Origin of the sequence: Streptomyces sp. TSRI0281 (assembly GCF_001905125.1) — a bacterium.
Taxonomy (GTDB): Bacteria; Actinomycetota; Actinomycetes; order Streptomycetales; family Streptomycetaceae; genus Streptomyces.
In genome coordinates this window covers 295,355-310,345 of sequence record NZ_LWLE01000023.1, presented here as the reverse complement: position 1 = coordinate 310,345, position 14,991 = coordinate 295,355, and the positions used below count along the sequence as shown (strand labels likewise).

Below are 14,991 nucleotides of genomic sequence, written 5' to 3'. Positions count from 1 at the left end.
CATGAGCACCCATGCCGCCGCCCGCGTCGCGGCTCCCACCCGCCGCGAGCAGATCCTCCGGGAGGCCGCCCGCCTCTTCGCCGAGCGCGGCTTCCACGGCGTCGGCGTCGATGAGATAGGGGCCGCCGTCGGTATCAGCGGCCCCGGCCTCTACCGCCACTTCCCCGGGAAGGACGCGATGCTCGCCGAGCTGCTGGTGGGCATCAGCGAGCGCCTGCTGGCGGGCGGCCGGCTCTGCGTGTCGCAGGACGCGGCCGACGGGGACGGCTCCCCGCGCGCCCTGCTCGACGCGCTCATCGAGGGCCACATCGACTTCGCCCTGGACGACCGCCCCCTGATCACCCTCCACGACCGCGAGCTGGACCGCCTGCGCGACACGGACCGCAAGCGGGTGCGCCAGCTCCAGCGCCAGTACGTCGAGGTCTGGGTCGGCGTCGTCCGCGAGCTCTACCCGGACCTGGCCGAGGACGAGGCCCGCGTCACCGTCCACGCCGTCTTCGGCCTGCTGAACTCCACCCCGCACCTGGCCCGCCCCGAGGCGCTCCCCGGCCGCACGGCGACGGCGGAGCTGCTGCACCGGCTGGCGCGGGGGGCGTTCGACGCGGCGGCCGGTTCGTAGGGGCCGGCAACCTCAGGGGCGGGTGAGCGCGTCTCTCCTCCCAGGACGGGCAGGAGACGCGGGACGCGACAGGACGTCCGATGCGCGCAGGACACGTAGGGCGTCCAGGACACGCAGGGCGTCCAGGGCGTGCAGGACGAACGAACGAGGGGGACACGACGGATGACCGTCACGCTGGCCGAAGAGATCATGCTGCTGTCGCTGGACGAGGAAAGCGGCGCGGCGAAGGGGCGCACGGCCGCGGGCTGGGGCGTGGCGGGCGGCATTCTGCTGGAGCTCGCCATGGCGGGCCGGGTCACCGTGACCGGCGGCCGGATCGAGGTGACCGACGCGTCGCCGACCGGTGACGCGCTGCTCGACGGACGGCTGGGACGGATCGCCGCCTGGACGAAGGGCTCCGGCAGGCGCAAGGCGGCCGACTGGCTGACGAAGGACCAGAGCAAGGGCGTGCGCGCGGCGGTGGACCGCCTGTGCGAGCGCGGCCTGGTGACCGAGGAGCGGCACCGGGCGCTGGGCCTGTTCCCGACGCGGCGCTATCCCGAAGCGGACGGCTCCGTGGAGCGGGAGCTGCGGGACCGGCTGAGCGCCGTCGTCCTGGACGGCGCGGAACCGGACAGCCGTACCAGCGGACTGGTCGCGCTGCTGCACGCCGCGAACATGCACCGCCAGGCGTTCCCCGACGTACCGCGCAAGCGGATCGCCCCGCGCATGGCGGAGATCGCCGACGGGCAGTGGGCGGGCGACAGCGTCCGCGAAGCGATCCGCAACGTCCAGGCGGTGGTCACGGCCGTCACCGCGGTCACCGTGATCACCGCGGCGGGCTGACCGCGCGCCGACCCGGAAACGGGGCACGGCCGAAGCCGCCCCTCCGGCCGGAGGGGCGGCACCATCACGATGTGCGGGGGACGCGTGTCGCACCACCATGAACCGCACCGGGAGACGTCCGGGGCACTGCCTCACGACGCGTCCGGTGAACCGCCCCGGGAGACGCCGGGCATAACGCCGCCGGGGGCACAGCTCGGTGGGACGTCCGGCGCAACGCCGCCGGGGGCACAGCTCGGCGGGACGTCCGGCGCAACGCGGGAAGCACGGCTCGGCGGGACGTCCGGGCCCTCGCCCCGGCCGTCGCGCCGGGAAACGGTCGAGCGGAACCTGTGGGCCTCACCGGCACTCTTCGTCCTGGCGGCCTGGGCGCTGTTCCGGGCCGGGGACCTGGCATCCACCGACCGCCTCACGGACCTCGCGTGGATCAGCTACGCGGTGGGCTGGCTCCCGGCCCTGGTGATGCTCGTCCGGTCCCTGGTCCGCCGCGCCGCCCCCGGCTTCGGCGCAGTCTTCTCGTTCGGCATCCTGGTGCTCATGGGCGCCCTGTTCCTGGGGAATCACGCATGACGCACCTCCCGCCCCCGCCCCGCTCCGCCGCTCCCGGGACGGCCGCCGCACCTCCGGGTATACCGACCGGGCCCCGGCGGCACCGGATCGTGGAGGTCGACGCCCTGCGCGGCTTCGCGCTCGGCGGGATCTTCCTCGCCAACGTGCTGGTCATGGCCGGCATCGAGGGCCGGCGCGGCGGCGGCCCGCTCACCGGTGGCGTGGACTACGCCGCGCTGTGGCTGGTCACGATGTTCGTGCAGACCAAGTTCTACCTGCTGTTCTCGTTCCTCTTCGGCTACAGCTTCACGCTTCAGATGAGCTCGGCCGCACGCGACGGGGCCCGCTTCGCACCGCGGATGCTGCGCCGGCTCCTCGCCCTGTTCGTCCTCGGCCTCCTGCACGCCGCGCTGCTGTACACCGGTGACATCCTCACCGTCTACGCCCTGCTCGGCCTGATCCTCTTCGCCGCCCGTGGCGCCGCCCCGGCCCGGATGTGGCGAGCCGCCCTCTGGGTGTACGGAACCGTCGCCGCCCTCTACCTGTTCTTCGCGGCGGCCGTCACCCTGCTGGACCCGGCCGACGACGGCGACGCCGCCGACCTCGCCGAGCAGACCGCCGAACTGACCGCCGCCTACCGGGGCGGCGCGGGTGACGTGATCCGCGCGAACATCGGAGCCTGGCCGGACATCCTGGCCGGGCTGTTCATGATGGGCGGCATGGTCGTCGCCGCCTTCCTGGCCGGATACGTGGCGGGCCGGCGCGACCTGCTCACCGGCATCGTCGGCCGCGTCGACCGGCTGCGCCGGATCCTCGTGGGCGGGCTTCTCGTGGGCCTGCCGGGCGGGGCGCTCATGGCAGCGGGCGCGGTCGGACCGCTCTCCGCCCGCTGGGAGATCCTGTTGTTCGTCGTCGGCATGATCACCGCCCCGGCACTGAGCGCCGCCTACGCGAGCGGCCTGCTGCTCTGGTTCACCACACCGCGCGGCGCCGCCCTCGCCGCCCGGCTGGCCCCGGCGGGCCGCATGGCCCTGACCAACTACCTGACGCAGTCCCTCGTCATGGCCCTGGTCTTCACGGGCTACGGTGCCGCGCTGTACGGCCGGGTGGGCGCGGCCACCGCCCTGGGCGGGGCGCTGCTCTTCTACGGATGCCAGCTCGTCGTCTCCGCCCGGCTGATGCGGCGCCACCGGCTCGGCCCGGTGGAGTGGCTGCTGCGCACGGCAACGCTGTGGGGCCGGCCCCGCCGAGGACCGGCCCCACCTCCCGCGTAGCACCTCCCGCGTAACGCCTACCGGGCTGCGGCGGCCCCCTCCCGGGCCGAGACGGTGACGCGGTCGACCCGCATCGGGTGGCCGGGCTCGGTGGCGGGGCCCGGACTCGCCCCGTCGGCGAGCGGCAGCTTGCCGCCGACGGCCACGTTCAGGATCAGGAACACCCCGTGGTCCACCGCCCGCTTCCAGGTCCGGCCGTCCATCGCGGCGGCCGTCACCCGGTGGTACAGGCGCCCGTCCAGATACCAGCGCACCTGCTCCGCACCGGGGGAGAGGTCGACCTCGACGGCGTACGAGTGGAACGCCGTACGGCAGCCGGGGCACGGCTGCGGCCCGGAGGTCAGGCCCACCGGCTCCTCGCAGGGGCCGCCCTCCAGGACGCCGCAGTGCATGCTGCCGAACACGGTGTCCCGGCCGTTGACGGACTCCATGATGTCCAGCTCCCCGACGCCCGGCCAGCCCGTGTACCCGTCACGCAGCGGCGCCCCCAGGGTCCAGAAGGCCGGCCAGTAGCCCGCCGCCCCGGCCCCCGTGACGTCCGGCAGCGCGATCGACGCCTCGATCCGCAGCATCCCGCCGGGCGGCGGCGCGAAGTCGGAGCGCCGGGTCTCGATGCGGCCCGAACTCCACTCGCCCGCCTTCCTGGTGGGGACGATCTCCAGTGCGCCCTTCCCGTCGAGGCGGACGTTGTCCGTCGAGTCGGTCATGGTCTCGATCTCCCCCGTGCCCCACTGCGGCGCGGGGCAGCCCGGGTAGCAGGTGCCGCGGTCGTACTGCCAGTGCGCGGCGGACGGGCGGCTGCCCGCCGGGCCCTCGAAGTCGTCCCGCAACAGCTCGGTCCACCCGTCGGCCCCGGGCCTTCCGGGGGCGCTCGGTGCGGGCGTCACGGGTACACCGGGCGCGGACAGCGCGCCGGATTCGCCGAGCAGCCGCTCCAGCCGGGGGGTCAGTACGACGGCGGCCACGTTGGTCAGATGGGCGTCGTCCCGGTAGAGCAGGACCCGGTCCCGTACGGCGGGGCAGACCGGACCGTCCCCCGGGCACAGGACGGGGTTCACGCTGATGCTCCGTACACCGGGCAGCGCGCCGGACGCGATCCGCCGGGCCAGCGGATCGGCCGGTACGGCGTCCTTCCGGGCGAACGCGCAGGCCCCGGGGTCCTCGGGGCGACCGGAGACGCACGCGGGGATGTCCGTACCGGGTACGGGGGTGTCCTCGATGTAGACGATCGGTGCCCCGAGAGCGCGCAGGGGCTTCAGCGTCTCCTCCCAGCCCCGGGCGAGGAGCGCCGGGTCGGCGGTGTAGCGGTTGAGCGAGGCGATCACGATGAGCCTGGGCTTCGGCTGCTTCCGCAGCCGCTCCAGCGCGTCCGCCCGCCAGGTGTCGCACTCCCGGTAGGCGCGGCCCAACTGCGGGCTGTCCACGGCCAGTCGGGGCAGCGGGCAGCCCTGCTTCACCAACTCCTGGAGCGCCCAACCGCGTTCGGCCGCCAACGCGAGCATGGGTGAGAACCACTGCCCGGCGTGCGAGTCGCCGAGCAGCACGATCCGGTCCGGGCTGTCCGTCGCACCGAACAGGCACGTGGGGCTGCGGGTCACGGCCGGCGCGACCTCGCACGCACCGTCCGGCGGGAAGTCCTTGCGCGCCTGCACGGGGTTGGGCACCACGGGCCCGTCCGCGAGCGGCGCACCGGCGCCCCGGACCAGGAGCGAGGGCCCGGCGGCGGCTCCCGGCGCGAGGCCCTGGAGGTCGACCGGGGTGGCCGGGCCCAGCAGCCGGAGCGTCGTGGTGCCCACCACCAGCGCCAGCACGACCGGCAGGATGATCGCCGAGACGCCCACCGCCAGTCCGCGCCGGGGGAGTTCGGAGACGGTCCGGCTGCGCCGCAACGGCTGCTCCACCCAGCGCATGGTGGCCAGGGCGGGCAGCGCGGACGCCACCGTCAGGGCGGTCCGCTCGGGCCAGCCGAGCGCCCCGAACCGGGCCTCGGCCAGCACGAGGACGGGCCAGTGCCACAGATAGAGGTTGTAGGAGAGCCGCCCGATCGCCCGCGGCGCCCGCCCCGCCAGCAGCCGCCCGACCCCGTACGGCCCCTCCACGTACCGCTCGCCCCGGCCGGGGATCGCGGCCAGGATGACGGCCGCCGTGGCCAGCGTCGGTACGAGCGCGGCGTAACCGGGGTACGGGGTGCTCGCGTCGTACGACAGGACGCACCAGACGATCGCCGCCGCTCCGGCCCACCCGCACAGCAGGCGCAGTGGACGCGGCCCGCGCATCAGGTGCCAGGGCAGCAGGGCGAGCAGCGCCCCGGCACCGAACTGCCAGACGCGCGAAGGCGTACCGAGGTACGCCAGCGATACGGAGGAGTCCGTCCAGCGCAGGGACAGGGCGAGCGACCCGAGGGCCAGCACGGCCGTGACCAGGGCCACGGTGCCGCGCACCGCCCGCCCCCGGCGGACCGCGCGGGCCGCGACGGTGACGAGCACCGCGAGCAGCGGGGCCCAGAACAGATAGAACTGCTCCTCCACCGCGAGGGACCAGAAGTGCAGCAACGGGCTCTGGTCGTGCCCGGCGGCGAGGTAGTCGGTGCGCTGCGAGACGAACCGCCAGTTGGCGACGGACAGCGCCGCCGCCACGACGTCGTACTCCAGGTCGGTGCGCCGCAGCGGTACGGTCAGCCAGGCACCGGCAACCGCCACGGCGGCGAGCACCACGGCGGCCGAGGGCAGCAGCCGCCGGGCGCGGCGGGAGAAGAAGTCGCCGAGCCGGATGCGGCCGGTGGTGATGGCCTCCCGGACCAGCAGCCCGGTGATCAGGTAGCCGGAGATGACGAAGAAGATGTCCACCCCGACGAACCCGCCCGCCAGGCCGGGTATCCCGGCGTGGAAGGCGAGGACCGCGACCACGGCCACCGCGCGCAGACCTTCGATGTCGGGCCGGAACGTGGACCGGTGCGGGCTCGGCCCGGATTCGCCGCCGGAGCCGGTCACGGGCGCGGCGGCCCTCCGGCGTCGGCGCGGGGTCACGAGGAAGGGCATGAGGATGGTGCCTTTCACTTCAGCTCAACTCAGCCAGGGGAGCATCGGGTTGACGAGCCCGGAGGCGAGCAGGCCGGTCAGCAGGAGGACGGCGGAGGCGGCCAGGGTCTCGGGCCAGCGCCGGGGCAGCATGTGGGTCCGGGCACGGAGGCCGGTGACCAGGCCCGTGACCGGATTCGGGACGGGCCCGGTGCGGCCGGCGGGCTGAAGGGCGCCAGCGCCTGCGGCCTTCGCGTTCGCGGTCGCCCTTGTGTCGGTCTTCGCCCTCGCGGGTGCCTTCGGGCGCAGTTCGGCCAGCAGGTCGCGGATCAGCGGCACATTGATCTGGCACTGCACCAGGAGGTAGAGGACCAGGCCCCAGTTGGGCTCCCAGCCGTTACGGGCGACGGCCAGCGCGAGCCCCGCGGCGGCGGCCCCGTTGGACACGACGAGCCAGACCAGCGAGACGCCGACCACCCGCCGGGCCATCCCCCCGGAGGCCCCGGTACCGCGCGCGCCGGTGGGCACCCAGGCGGCACTGCGGCCCCGCAGCGTGTGCACGAAGGCGGTCGCGGCGGCCACGCTCGTCAGGACGTTGGCGCGGATCACCTCCACCCGCCAGCGGGTACGGCTGACGCGCGGCAGCAGCACATGCCAGAGCCAGAGCGGTGCGAGGAGCGGCAGCACGTGCCAGGGGCGGATGTGGTCCGGGTACAGGAACATCATCACCAGCGGCGGCAGCGGCGCCGCGAAGGTGTTCACCGCCGTGGCCAGGTATCCGACGATGCCTTCGTAGAAGCACAGCCGCATCCGCCAGGGCGCCCGCATCCGCCGCAGCACGGGCGTCCCGAGCAGATGCAGATTGCCCATGGCCCAGCGGTACTGCTGGTTGACGAAGGCGGTGAGGTGGTCGGGGGAGGTGCCCTTGGCCACCAGTACCGGTACGTACTGGGTGCGGAACCCCTGTTCGTACAGGGCGAGTCCGGTGTACAGGTCCTCGCTGTGGTCGAGCCGGGCGAAGCCGCCCGCCAGGTCGATCGCGCTGCGCCGGTAGACGGCGTTGCTGCCGCAGCAGATGGCGGCGTCGCTCGCGTCGCGCGACGGCTGGATCCAGCGGAAGAACCACTCCTGCGCCGACCCGGCGGCGCGCTGTATCCAGTCCATGCCCTCGTCGGTGTCGAAGCACTGCGGGCTCTGCACGATGCCGACGCCGGGGTCGGCCAGATACGGCACGAGGTGGCGAAGGAAGTCCGGCCGGGGCGCGAAGTCGGCGTCCAGGATCGCGATGAACTCGGAACTGCTCAGGGTGAGCGCGTGGTTGAGGTTGCCCGCCTTCTTCAGATGCCCCCGGTCGGGCCGTACGACATAGGTGTAGCCGTGCTCGGCCGCCAGCGCGGCGACCTCGGGCCGGTCGGCGTCGTCCAGCACCCAGACGGTCAGCGCCCCCGGCCAGTCCACGGCGGCGACGGCACGGTAGGCGTTGGCCAGCACGGGCAGCGGTTCGCCGCAGGTCGGCAGGTAGAGATCGACGCCGGGCAGCTCGGCGGGCCGCCAGGCGTGCACGAGCACGTCGTGCGACTGCCGGGTCAGCCGGCGCTGACGCAGGCTGTTCAGCGAGGAGAGCAGCAGGGCCACGACGTTCAGCCCGAGAACCGCGAGGAACGCCCACAGGGCGGGTGTCCGCAGCGCGAAGGTGAACATCGTCGCCGCCGTGAACACGAAGGCGAGCGAACTGCTGACCAGGACCCAACGCCGTTGTGGACCGAAGTACCAGTAGAGCTCGTCGTCGGACGGTGGTTGCGGAAGATGACACACGCTCATAAAGCCCCCCACGGCTGCGTATGTGGCAGTTTCAGGTGGCCCACCCTAGTACCAAAGGTATAGACCACTTCGCCGTGCGTGCGGGAACTGGCGGAATCGGACACGGAATTGGCGTGACTCCGGTGGTCCAGACCTCTGTGTGTATCCATTTGAGCGGCCGACCCCGTCCGGCCCACGAAGGAGCAGGTCACACGGGGGTGAACAGTCCGGGAAGACTTCCGCCACGGGACGCCGGGCCGCGGAACCCGGGGCAGGGACGCCGCCGGGGCCCGGGGCCGGGGCTGGGGAGCTGGGGGGCGGGAGCTGCCGGAGCCCGGACCGGGGACCGCCCCGTCCCGCCCGGACCGCGACCGGCCGGCGCCCGCCCCGGTGATCGTCCGGTACCGCCCGGCACGCCCGGACCGCGACCGGCCGGCGCCCGCCCCGGTGATCGTCCGGTACCGCCCGGCACGCCCGGACCGCGACCGGCCGACGTCCCGTCCGGCGCCCGACCCGGCGACCGCCCGGTGGCCGTCTGCCCTGCCCGGTGTCCGTCCCGGCGACCGGTCCACCCCGCGCGGTGACCGTCCGGCGTCCGACCCGGTGAGCGTCCGGCGTCCCGCCCGGTGACCGGCCCGTCCTGCCCGGCGGACAGGACACCCGGCACGCGGCGCACACCGGACGGCACAATGGGTCCATGCCGATACCCAGCCGTGCCGCCCTCGTCGACCACCTCGTCCGTACGCGTATCGCCGGGGACGTCGCCACACCCCGTGACAACAACCTCTCCCACTACCGCAAGCTCGCCAACGGCGACCGCCACTACTGGCTGGGCCTGGAGCTCGGCGACCGCTGGGCCGACGAGCAGGACGTCCTCGCCGTCATGGCCGAGCGGTGCGGTGTCAACGACGACCCCGCGCACCGGCAGGGCCAGGACACCATCGACCCGGAGCTGACCGTCGACGGCCTGGAGCGGATGGCGGCCCGGCTGCGCAAGGCGGCCGCGGGCTCCGAACGCGTCCTGTTCGCCACCGGCCACCCGGGCGGCCTGCTGGACGTGCACCGCCAGACAGCGGACGCGCTGCGCCGGGCGGGCTGCGAGATCGTCCGGATCCCCTCGGGGCTGATGGCGGACGAGGGCATGGTCTTCCAGTTCGCGGACGTCGCCGTGCTGGAGCGCGGGGCGACCCTGTGGCACACGCACTCCCCGGCCCCGATGGCGGCCATCCTGGACGCCATGGAGCAGCAGGGCCGGCCGCTGCCCGACCTGGTCGTCGCCGACCACGGCTGGGCGGGCTGCGCGGGGCAGCGCGGCCTCGACTCGATCGGTTACGCGGACTGCAACGACCCGGCGCTGTTCCTCGGCGAGTCCGAGGGCACCCTCCAGGTCGCCGTCCCCCTGGACGACCACGTCACCGACCCGCGCTTCTACGACCCGATGACCGACTACCTCCTGGACGCGGCCGGACTGCTCTGAACCCGCGGGCGCGCCTGCGTACGTGCCCGAGCCCGCGGCACACGCCCGAGCCCGCCGGGAGGCCCGCCAGGACGCCGGGTCACTGGGACGCCGGGACGCCCGTCCGGTGTACCCGGCGGGCGCGCGCGGGCGGTGCCGGGTCAGCCGCAGCCGCAGCCGCAGCCGCAGCCGATGCGGGAGCGTGTCGACGGTCTTCATGAAACGGGAGAAGTCGACGCCGAGGAACCGGTCGATCTTCACCCCGGTCATTTCCTCGACCGTACGCATCGAGAGGTCCGCACCGCCCTCCGCGTACGCTCCGTTGATCTTCGACGGGTGCGTCCCGCCCGGTGACCGGCCCTTTTCCGATTCGCCGAGATATGGATCAGCATCCTGGTGTCCGTGCAGTCGCAGGCGACACCGCCCAGGCGGTATTTCTCCTTTTCCTGCCGTGTGATCGTGTCCCGGCCGTCCGTTCCGACCAGCAGGATGTTCATGCCGCGCCCCTGGGCGCGGGGACTGAACGAGCAGCGGGGTGAGTGCGGCAGCGGCCAGCGGCCAGCGGGACGGGGCGGACCATGCGCCGTTTCGGTCCGACGGGCGGAAATGGCGGTGTCGGCCGGTGGAATTGGGTCATGAGCGTCGCTCTCCCCGAAAAGGATTCCTGAAGGCGTACATTTTCGGAGAGCCGTATGATTTCGCGGACGCGCCCGTGCCGCGCCCCGGGGTGAATCGCCCGTGCTGCATACGATTGGACGCGGTCACCCGGACGCGGTCACCCGTTCGCGCGCGCCGCGCGGGCCCGGCGCTGCTCGGGCCCCGGCGTCGGATCGAGATAGACACGGCGGATGGACGGAAAGCGTTCCCGCAACTGCGCCTCCGCCTCCTCGCAGGCCCACTCGACCTGCTCGGCGCTGGCCATGTCCCGGAAGTCGATCTTCGCGGCGATCAGGATCTCGGTCGGCCCCTGGATGAGCGTGGTCAGCTCCAGTACGTCCACGATGTGCGGGACCGACAGCAGCTCCTCGCGCACCCCCGCCCGCATCGCCTTGGGCAGCGGGCGGCCGATCAGGAGCTGGGCGTTGGACCGGCCGAGCACCCAGGCCACGTACACGAGCAGCGCACCGATCAGGATCGAGGCGATGCCGTCCCACACCCCGGAGCCGGAGAGCTGCCCGCCGAGCAGCCCGCCCGCGGCCAGCAGCAGACCGACCAGGGCCGCCGAGTCCTCCATGACGACGGCCTTGACCGCGGTGTCGGGGGTGTGGCGGAGGTAGTACGTGTCCGGAACGCTCAGCTTCGACGCCTCGCGCCGCACCTGTCTGACGCCCGTGCGCAGTGAGTAGCCCTCCAGCAGGAAGGCCACACCGAGCACGATGTACGAGATGAGCGGATCGCCCAGCTCCTCGCCCTCGACGAGCGTGTGGACGCCGTCGTAGACGGAGAAGACGGCGCCGCCGACGAATGTCGCGATGGAGGCGAGCATCGCCCAGATGTACCGCTCGGGGCCGTAGCCGAGGGGATGGTCCTCGTCGGCGGGCTTCTCGCTCCGCTTGAGCGCGGTGAGGAGCATGACCTCGGTGACGGTGTCGGCGACCGAGTGCGCGGCCTCGGACAGCATCGCGCTCGATCCGCTGATCAGCCCCGCGACGGCCTTCGCCACGGCGATGCCGAGATTGGCGACCGCCGCGACGATGACGGTGAACGTGGACTCCCCACCACCGGAATTCTCGTCACTCATGGTGGGGAGTATGTCCGAATCAGCGGACCGCGGCCTGTTCGGCCCCGATGGACCGCGGCCTGTTCGGCCCTGATGGACCGCGGCCTGTTCGGCCCTGATGGACCGCGGCCTGTTCGGCCCCGATGGACCGCGGCCTGTTCAGTCCCGGGGGACCCGGACCACGCCCTCCTGGATGACGGTGATCGCCAGCTGCCCGTCCTGCGTGTAGATGCGGGCCTGGCCGAGACCGCGCCCGCCGGACGCCGAGGGCGACTCCTGGTCGTACAGCAGCCACTCGTCGGCCCGGAAGGGCCGGTGGAACCACATCGCGTGGTCCAGGCTGGCGCCCACCACGTCCCCGACCGCCCAGCCGCCGCGCCCGTGGGCCAGCAGCACCGAGTCGAGCAGCGTCATGTCGGAGACGTACGTGGCCATGCAGACGTGCAGCAGCGGGTCGTCCGCGAGCTTGCCGTTCGTCCTGAACCACACCTGGGAGCGGGGCTCGCGCGGCTCGCCGACGGTGCCGAACGGCGGGGCGTCCACGTACCGCAGGTCGACGGCGGCCCGCGCCTCGATCAGCCGGTCCACGACACCCGGGTCGCTGAACCGGTCCGCGTACCGGGGCAGCATCCGGGCGGCCGTGGGCAGCGTCTCCGGATCGGGGGCGGCCGGCATGTCCGCCTGGTGCTCCAGCCCGTCCTCGTATGTCTGGAAGGACGCCGAGAGGTGGAAGATCGGCTGCCCGTGCTGGACGGCGACGACCCGGCGCGTGGTGAAGGACTTCCCGTCGCGGATCCGGTCGACGCTGTAGACGATCGGCGCGCCCGGGTCCCCGGCGCGCAGGAAGTACGCGTGCAGGGAGTGGGCCCCCCGGTCGGCCGGGACGGTGCGGCCCGCGGCGACCAGCGCCTGGGCCGCGACCTGGCCGCCGAAGACACGGGGCACGACCGCGCTGCGGCTCAGGCCCCGGAAGATGTCCCGCTCGATCTGCTCCAGGTCGAGCAGATCGAGCAGGGAGTCGAGTGGTGCGCTCATGAAGGGAACGTAGCCGCTCTTACAGACCCATGGACTTGGCGATGATCGACTTCATGACCTCGCTGGTGCCGCCGTAGATGCGGTTGACCCGGTTGTCCGCGTACAGGCGGGCGATCGGGTACTCGTTCATGAAGCCGTAGCCGCCGTGCAGCTGGAGGCAGCGGTCGATCACCCGGTGCGCGACCTCGGTGCAGAACAGCTTCGCGGACGCGGCCTCGGCCGCCGTCAGCTCCCCGGCGTCCAGGGCCTCCAGCGCGCGGTCGGCGACGGCCTGGGCCGCGTCCACCTCGGCCTGGCAGGCGGCCAGCTCGAACTTGGTGTTCTGGAACGAGGAGACCGTCTTGCCGAAGACGGTGCGCTCCTGCACGTACTGCTTGGCGAAGCCGACGGCGGCTGCGGCCTGCGCGTACGCGCCGAAGGCGATGCCCCAGCGCTCGGAGGCCAGGTTGGTGCCGAGGTAGCCGAAGCCCTTGTTCTCCTCGCCGAGCAGGTCCTCGACCGGAACCTTGACGTCGACGAACGCCAGCTCGGCGGTGTCGGACGTGCGCAGGCCGAGCTTGTCGAGCTTGCGGCCGATCGAGTAGCCCGCGGACTTGGTGTCGACGGCGAAGAGGGAGATGCCGAAGCGGCGGTCGTCCTCGCGCGGGGCGGAGGTGCGGGCGCAGACGATCACACGGTCGGCGTGCACGCCACCGGTGATGAAGGTCTTCGAGCCGTTGAGGACGTAGTGCTTGCCGTCCTCGGAGAGCTTCGCGGTGGTCTTCATGCCCGCGACGTCGGAGCCGGTGCCCGGCTCGGTCATCGCGAGGGCCCACATCTCCTCGCCGGTGGTGAACTTCGGCAGCCAGCGCTTCTTCTGGTCGCCGGTGGCGAGCATCTTGATGTAGGGCAGGCCGAGCAGCGTGTGCACGCCCGAGCCACCGAAGGAGACACCCACGCGGGCGGTCTCCTCGTAGATGACGGCCTCGTACTTGTGCGAGTCGATGCCCGCGCCGCCGTACTCCTCGTCGACCTCTATACCGAAGATGCCCAGCTCACCGAGCTTGTGGTAGAACTCGCGCGGCACCTGGCCGGCGGCGAACCACTCGTCGTAGACGGGCACGACCTCGGCCGCGATGAAGGCGCGGATGGTCTCCCGGAACGCCTCGTGGTCCTCGTTGAATACCGTACGGCGCACGGGTGCCTCCTTGGTGGCTGTCAGCTTCGGCTTCGTCAGCATGGCTAAGCGCTTGCTCAGCCACCTACTGAAGTTACCCGGCAGTCACGGGGCCTGTCCAGGGTGATGCTCGGCACGCACACACCCCGGACCCGGCGTTGTCAGTGGGGTGGTGCAGGATCGGGGCGACGGATCTTCGGGCTTTCGGTTTTGGGGCCTTCGAGCGAGCGAGGGGGGATCGCCGTGGCGATCACGAACGAGCAGGTGGCGGCGCACACATTCCTGCTCCCGCTGTACGAGGACGACTACTACCCGGACCATGTGCTCGACAAGGGCAAGGCGGTCCTGCTGCACCTCTGCGAGCGGATCGAGGCCGAACACCCCGCGGACCTGACGGCGCTGTACGCGCTGACCGAGGTGGCGACCGAAGCGTTCAACGACCTGGAGGCGGAGTTCGAAGCGGCGGGCAGCGACATCGAGACGGTCGCCCGCGAGGAGATAGGCGAGGCGTTCTGGTTCATCGCGATGGCCTACGGCTTCGAGGACGCGGACGGGGAAGAGCTGATCTCCGCCCGGGAATGGTGACGCCTGCGCACCGCATGAACGACATGCTCAGGGGCGCGTGGACGCCATGAGGCGCCCCTCACGCGATCACCGTTGAGCGGTGGTGTTGGCCCCGTCCAGCGCTTCCCGGATGATGTCCGCGTGCCCGGCGTGCTGGGCCGTCTCCCTGATCAGGTGCAGCAGGACCCGGCGCGCCGGCCAGTGGACCGTCTCCGGCGGGGACCAGGGAGTCCTGGGCAGGGGCACGCTCCTGTCCAGGTCCGGCCGAGCCCTCACGGCCCCTTCGATCGCCCGCGTCGCGTTCGCGTACAGCTCCAGCAGCCCTGGGAGCGTTTCCCCCTCCGTCATGCGGTACTGCTCCATGTCGAGCATCCCGTCCGGCAGTTCCCCGTCCCCCCCCCTGACCAGGATCTGTGCCCACACCCGCTCGCCATTGGCCATCCTTGATCTTGCGTGGGTATCCCCGGCTTCAGCCGGGGAGGGAAACGCATCCTTGGAGCGGAGGCGCGGAGCGCCGGAGTTCTCTTTGTCTCGGGGGGATGGTCAGACAGGGCGCTTCTGGCCCTCGATGTACTGCCCTATCACGGTCAGCGGTGCCCCGCCGCAGGAGCCCGCGAAGTAGGAGCGGGACCAGAAGGCCGACCCCATGCCGATGCGGTTGATCCGGCCGGTGTACTCGGCACGCAGGTACCTGGAGCTGACCCCCTTGAGCGAGTTGATCAGCTTCGACAGTGCCACCTTCGGCGGGTAGTGCACCAGGAGGTGGACGTGATCGGTCTCGCCGTTGAACTCCCGCAGCTCTGCTTCGAAGCCGGCGCACACCTCGCGCATGATCTCCTCGCACCGTTTGAGCATGGCGTCGTCGAAGACGTCTCTGCGGTATTTGGTAACGAACACCAAGTGAGCATGAAGGTTGGAGGCGACGTGACGCCCGGTGCGGACATCGGGGTTTGGCTCCCAGCGTGGTGACATACACCGA

Annotated in this window: 13 protein-coding genes and 1 pseudogene; 6 read left to right on the top strand and 8 right to left on the bottom strand. The window is 72.3% G+C overall.

From position 1 onward, the window contains the following. The first annotated feature begins 1 nt into the window (after window position 1). The 4 genes from A6A29_RS26395 to A6A29_RS26380 all read left to right on the top strand — a co-directional run bounded on the left by A6A29_RS26395 (window position 2) and on the right by A6A29_RS26380 (window position 3,264). Window positions 2–619: an SACE_7040 family transcriptional regulator gene (locus A6A29_RS26395; RefSeq protein ID WP_073723476.1), complete on the top strand. Its 618-nt coding sequence runs from the start codon at window positions 2–4 to the stop codon at window positions 617–619. Between the two features lie 162 nt (window positions 620–781). After that, the gene (locus A6A29_RS26390; protein WP_073723474.1) at window positions 782–1,444 is read left to right on the top strand and encodes a GOLPH3/VPS74 family protein; all 663 of its coding nucleotides are present in this window, start codon (window positions 782–784) and stop codon (window positions 1,442–1,444) included. A gap of 84 nt (window positions 1,445–1,528) precedes the next feature. Next, window positions 1,529–2,011, top strand: coding sequence for a hypothetical protein (locus tag A6A29_RS26385; protein ID WP_073723472.1), 483 nt, complete (start codon window positions 1,529–1,531; stop codon window positions 2,009–2,011). Continuing rightward, window positions 2,008–3,264 (top strand): DUF418 domain-containing protein, encoded by a 1,257-nt coding sequence (locus tag A6A29_RS26380; RefSeq protein WP_073723469.1) that lies wholly within the window; start codon window positions 2,008–2,010, stop codon window positions 3,262–3,264. The genes A6A29_RS26385 and A6A29_RS26380 overlap by 4 nt, the downstream gene beginning before the upstream one ends. Before the next feature lie 17 nt (window positions 3,265–3,281). Here the strand turns inward: A6A29_RS26380 and A6A29_RS26375 are convergent, their stop codons facing one another. Both A6A29_RS26375 and A6A29_RS26370 read right to left on the bottom strand, forming a co-directional pair. After that, entirely contained in the window at window positions 3,282–6,302 is a 3,021-nt protein-coding gene (locus A6A29_RS26375) for an acyltransferase family protein (protein ID WP_079183043.1), read from the bottom strand. A gap of 24 nt (window positions 6,303–6,326) precedes the next feature. Beyond that, entirely contained in the window at window positions 6,327–8,102 is a 1,776-nt protein-coding gene (locus tag A6A29_RS26370) for a glycosyltransferase family 2 protein (RefSeq protein ID WP_073723467.1), read from the bottom strand. Window positions 8,103–8,778: 676 nt separating this feature from the next. Here A6A29_RS26370 and A6A29_RS26360 point away from each other — a divergent pair. Then, window positions 8,779–9,558, top strand: coding sequence for a phosphatase (locus A6A29_RS26360; protein WP_073723462.1), 780 nt, complete (start codon window positions 8,779–8,781; stop codon window positions 9,556–9,558). Window positions 9,559–9,735: 177 nt separating this feature from the next. Here A6A29_RS26360 and A6A29_RS43400 read toward each other — a convergent pair. The 4 genes and pseudogenes from A6A29_RS43400 to A6A29_RS26340 all read right to left on the bottom strand — a co-directional run. Then, window positions 9,736–10,055 (bottom strand): annotated as a pseudogene (locus A6A29_RS43400) (LCP family protein); the annotation flags it as partial. A gap of 257 nt (window positions 10,056–10,312) precedes the next feature. Beyond that, window positions 10,313–11,278, bottom strand: a complete 966-nt coding sequence (locus tag A6A29_RS26350) for a cation diffusion facilitator family transporter (protein WP_073723460.1) — start codon at window positions 11,276–11,278, stop codon at window positions 10,313–10,315. Between the two features lie 138 nt (window positions 11,279–11,416). Continuing rightward, window positions 11,417–12,292, bottom strand: a complete 876-nt coding sequence (locus tag A6A29_RS26345; protein ID WP_073723458.1) for an acyl-CoA thioesterase — start codon at window positions 12,290–12,292, stop codon at window positions 11,417–11,419. Window positions 12,293–12,311: 19 nt separating this feature from the next. Beyond that, window positions 12,312–13,469 (bottom strand): acyl-CoA dehydrogenase family protein, encoded by a 1,158-nt coding sequence (locus tag A6A29_RS26340; RefSeq protein WP_073723939.1) that lies wholly within the window; start codon window positions 13,467–13,469, stop codon window positions 12,312–12,314. A gap of 222 nt (window positions 13,470–13,691) precedes the next feature. Between A6A29_RS26340 and A6A29_RS26335 the strand changes: the two genes are divergently transcribed. Continuing rightward, the gene (locus A6A29_RS26335; protein WP_073723456.1) at window positions 13,692–14,033 is read left to right on the top strand and encodes a DUF5713 family protein; all 342 of its coding nucleotides are present in this window, start codon (window positions 13,692–13,694) and stop codon (window positions 14,031–14,033) included. Window positions 14,034–14,099: 66 nt separating this feature from the next. On the opposite strand, the gene A6A29_RS26330 is transcribed toward A6A29_RS26335, so the two are convergent. Continuing rightward, on the bottom strand, window positions 14,100–14,453 hold the full coding sequence (locus A6A29_RS26330) for a mycothiol transferase (RefSeq protein ID WP_079183021.1): 354 nt from the start codon (window positions 14,451–14,453) through the stop codon (window positions 14,100–14,102). 102 nt (window positions 14,454–14,555) lie between these two features. Further along, window positions 14,556–14,984: an IS200/IS605 family transposase gene (gene tnpA, locus A6A29_RS26325; protein WP_073723454.1), complete on the bottom strand. Its 429-nt coding sequence runs from the start codon at window positions 14,982–14,984 to the stop codon at window positions 14,556–14,558. Window positions 14,985–14,991: the final 7 nt, after the last annotated feature.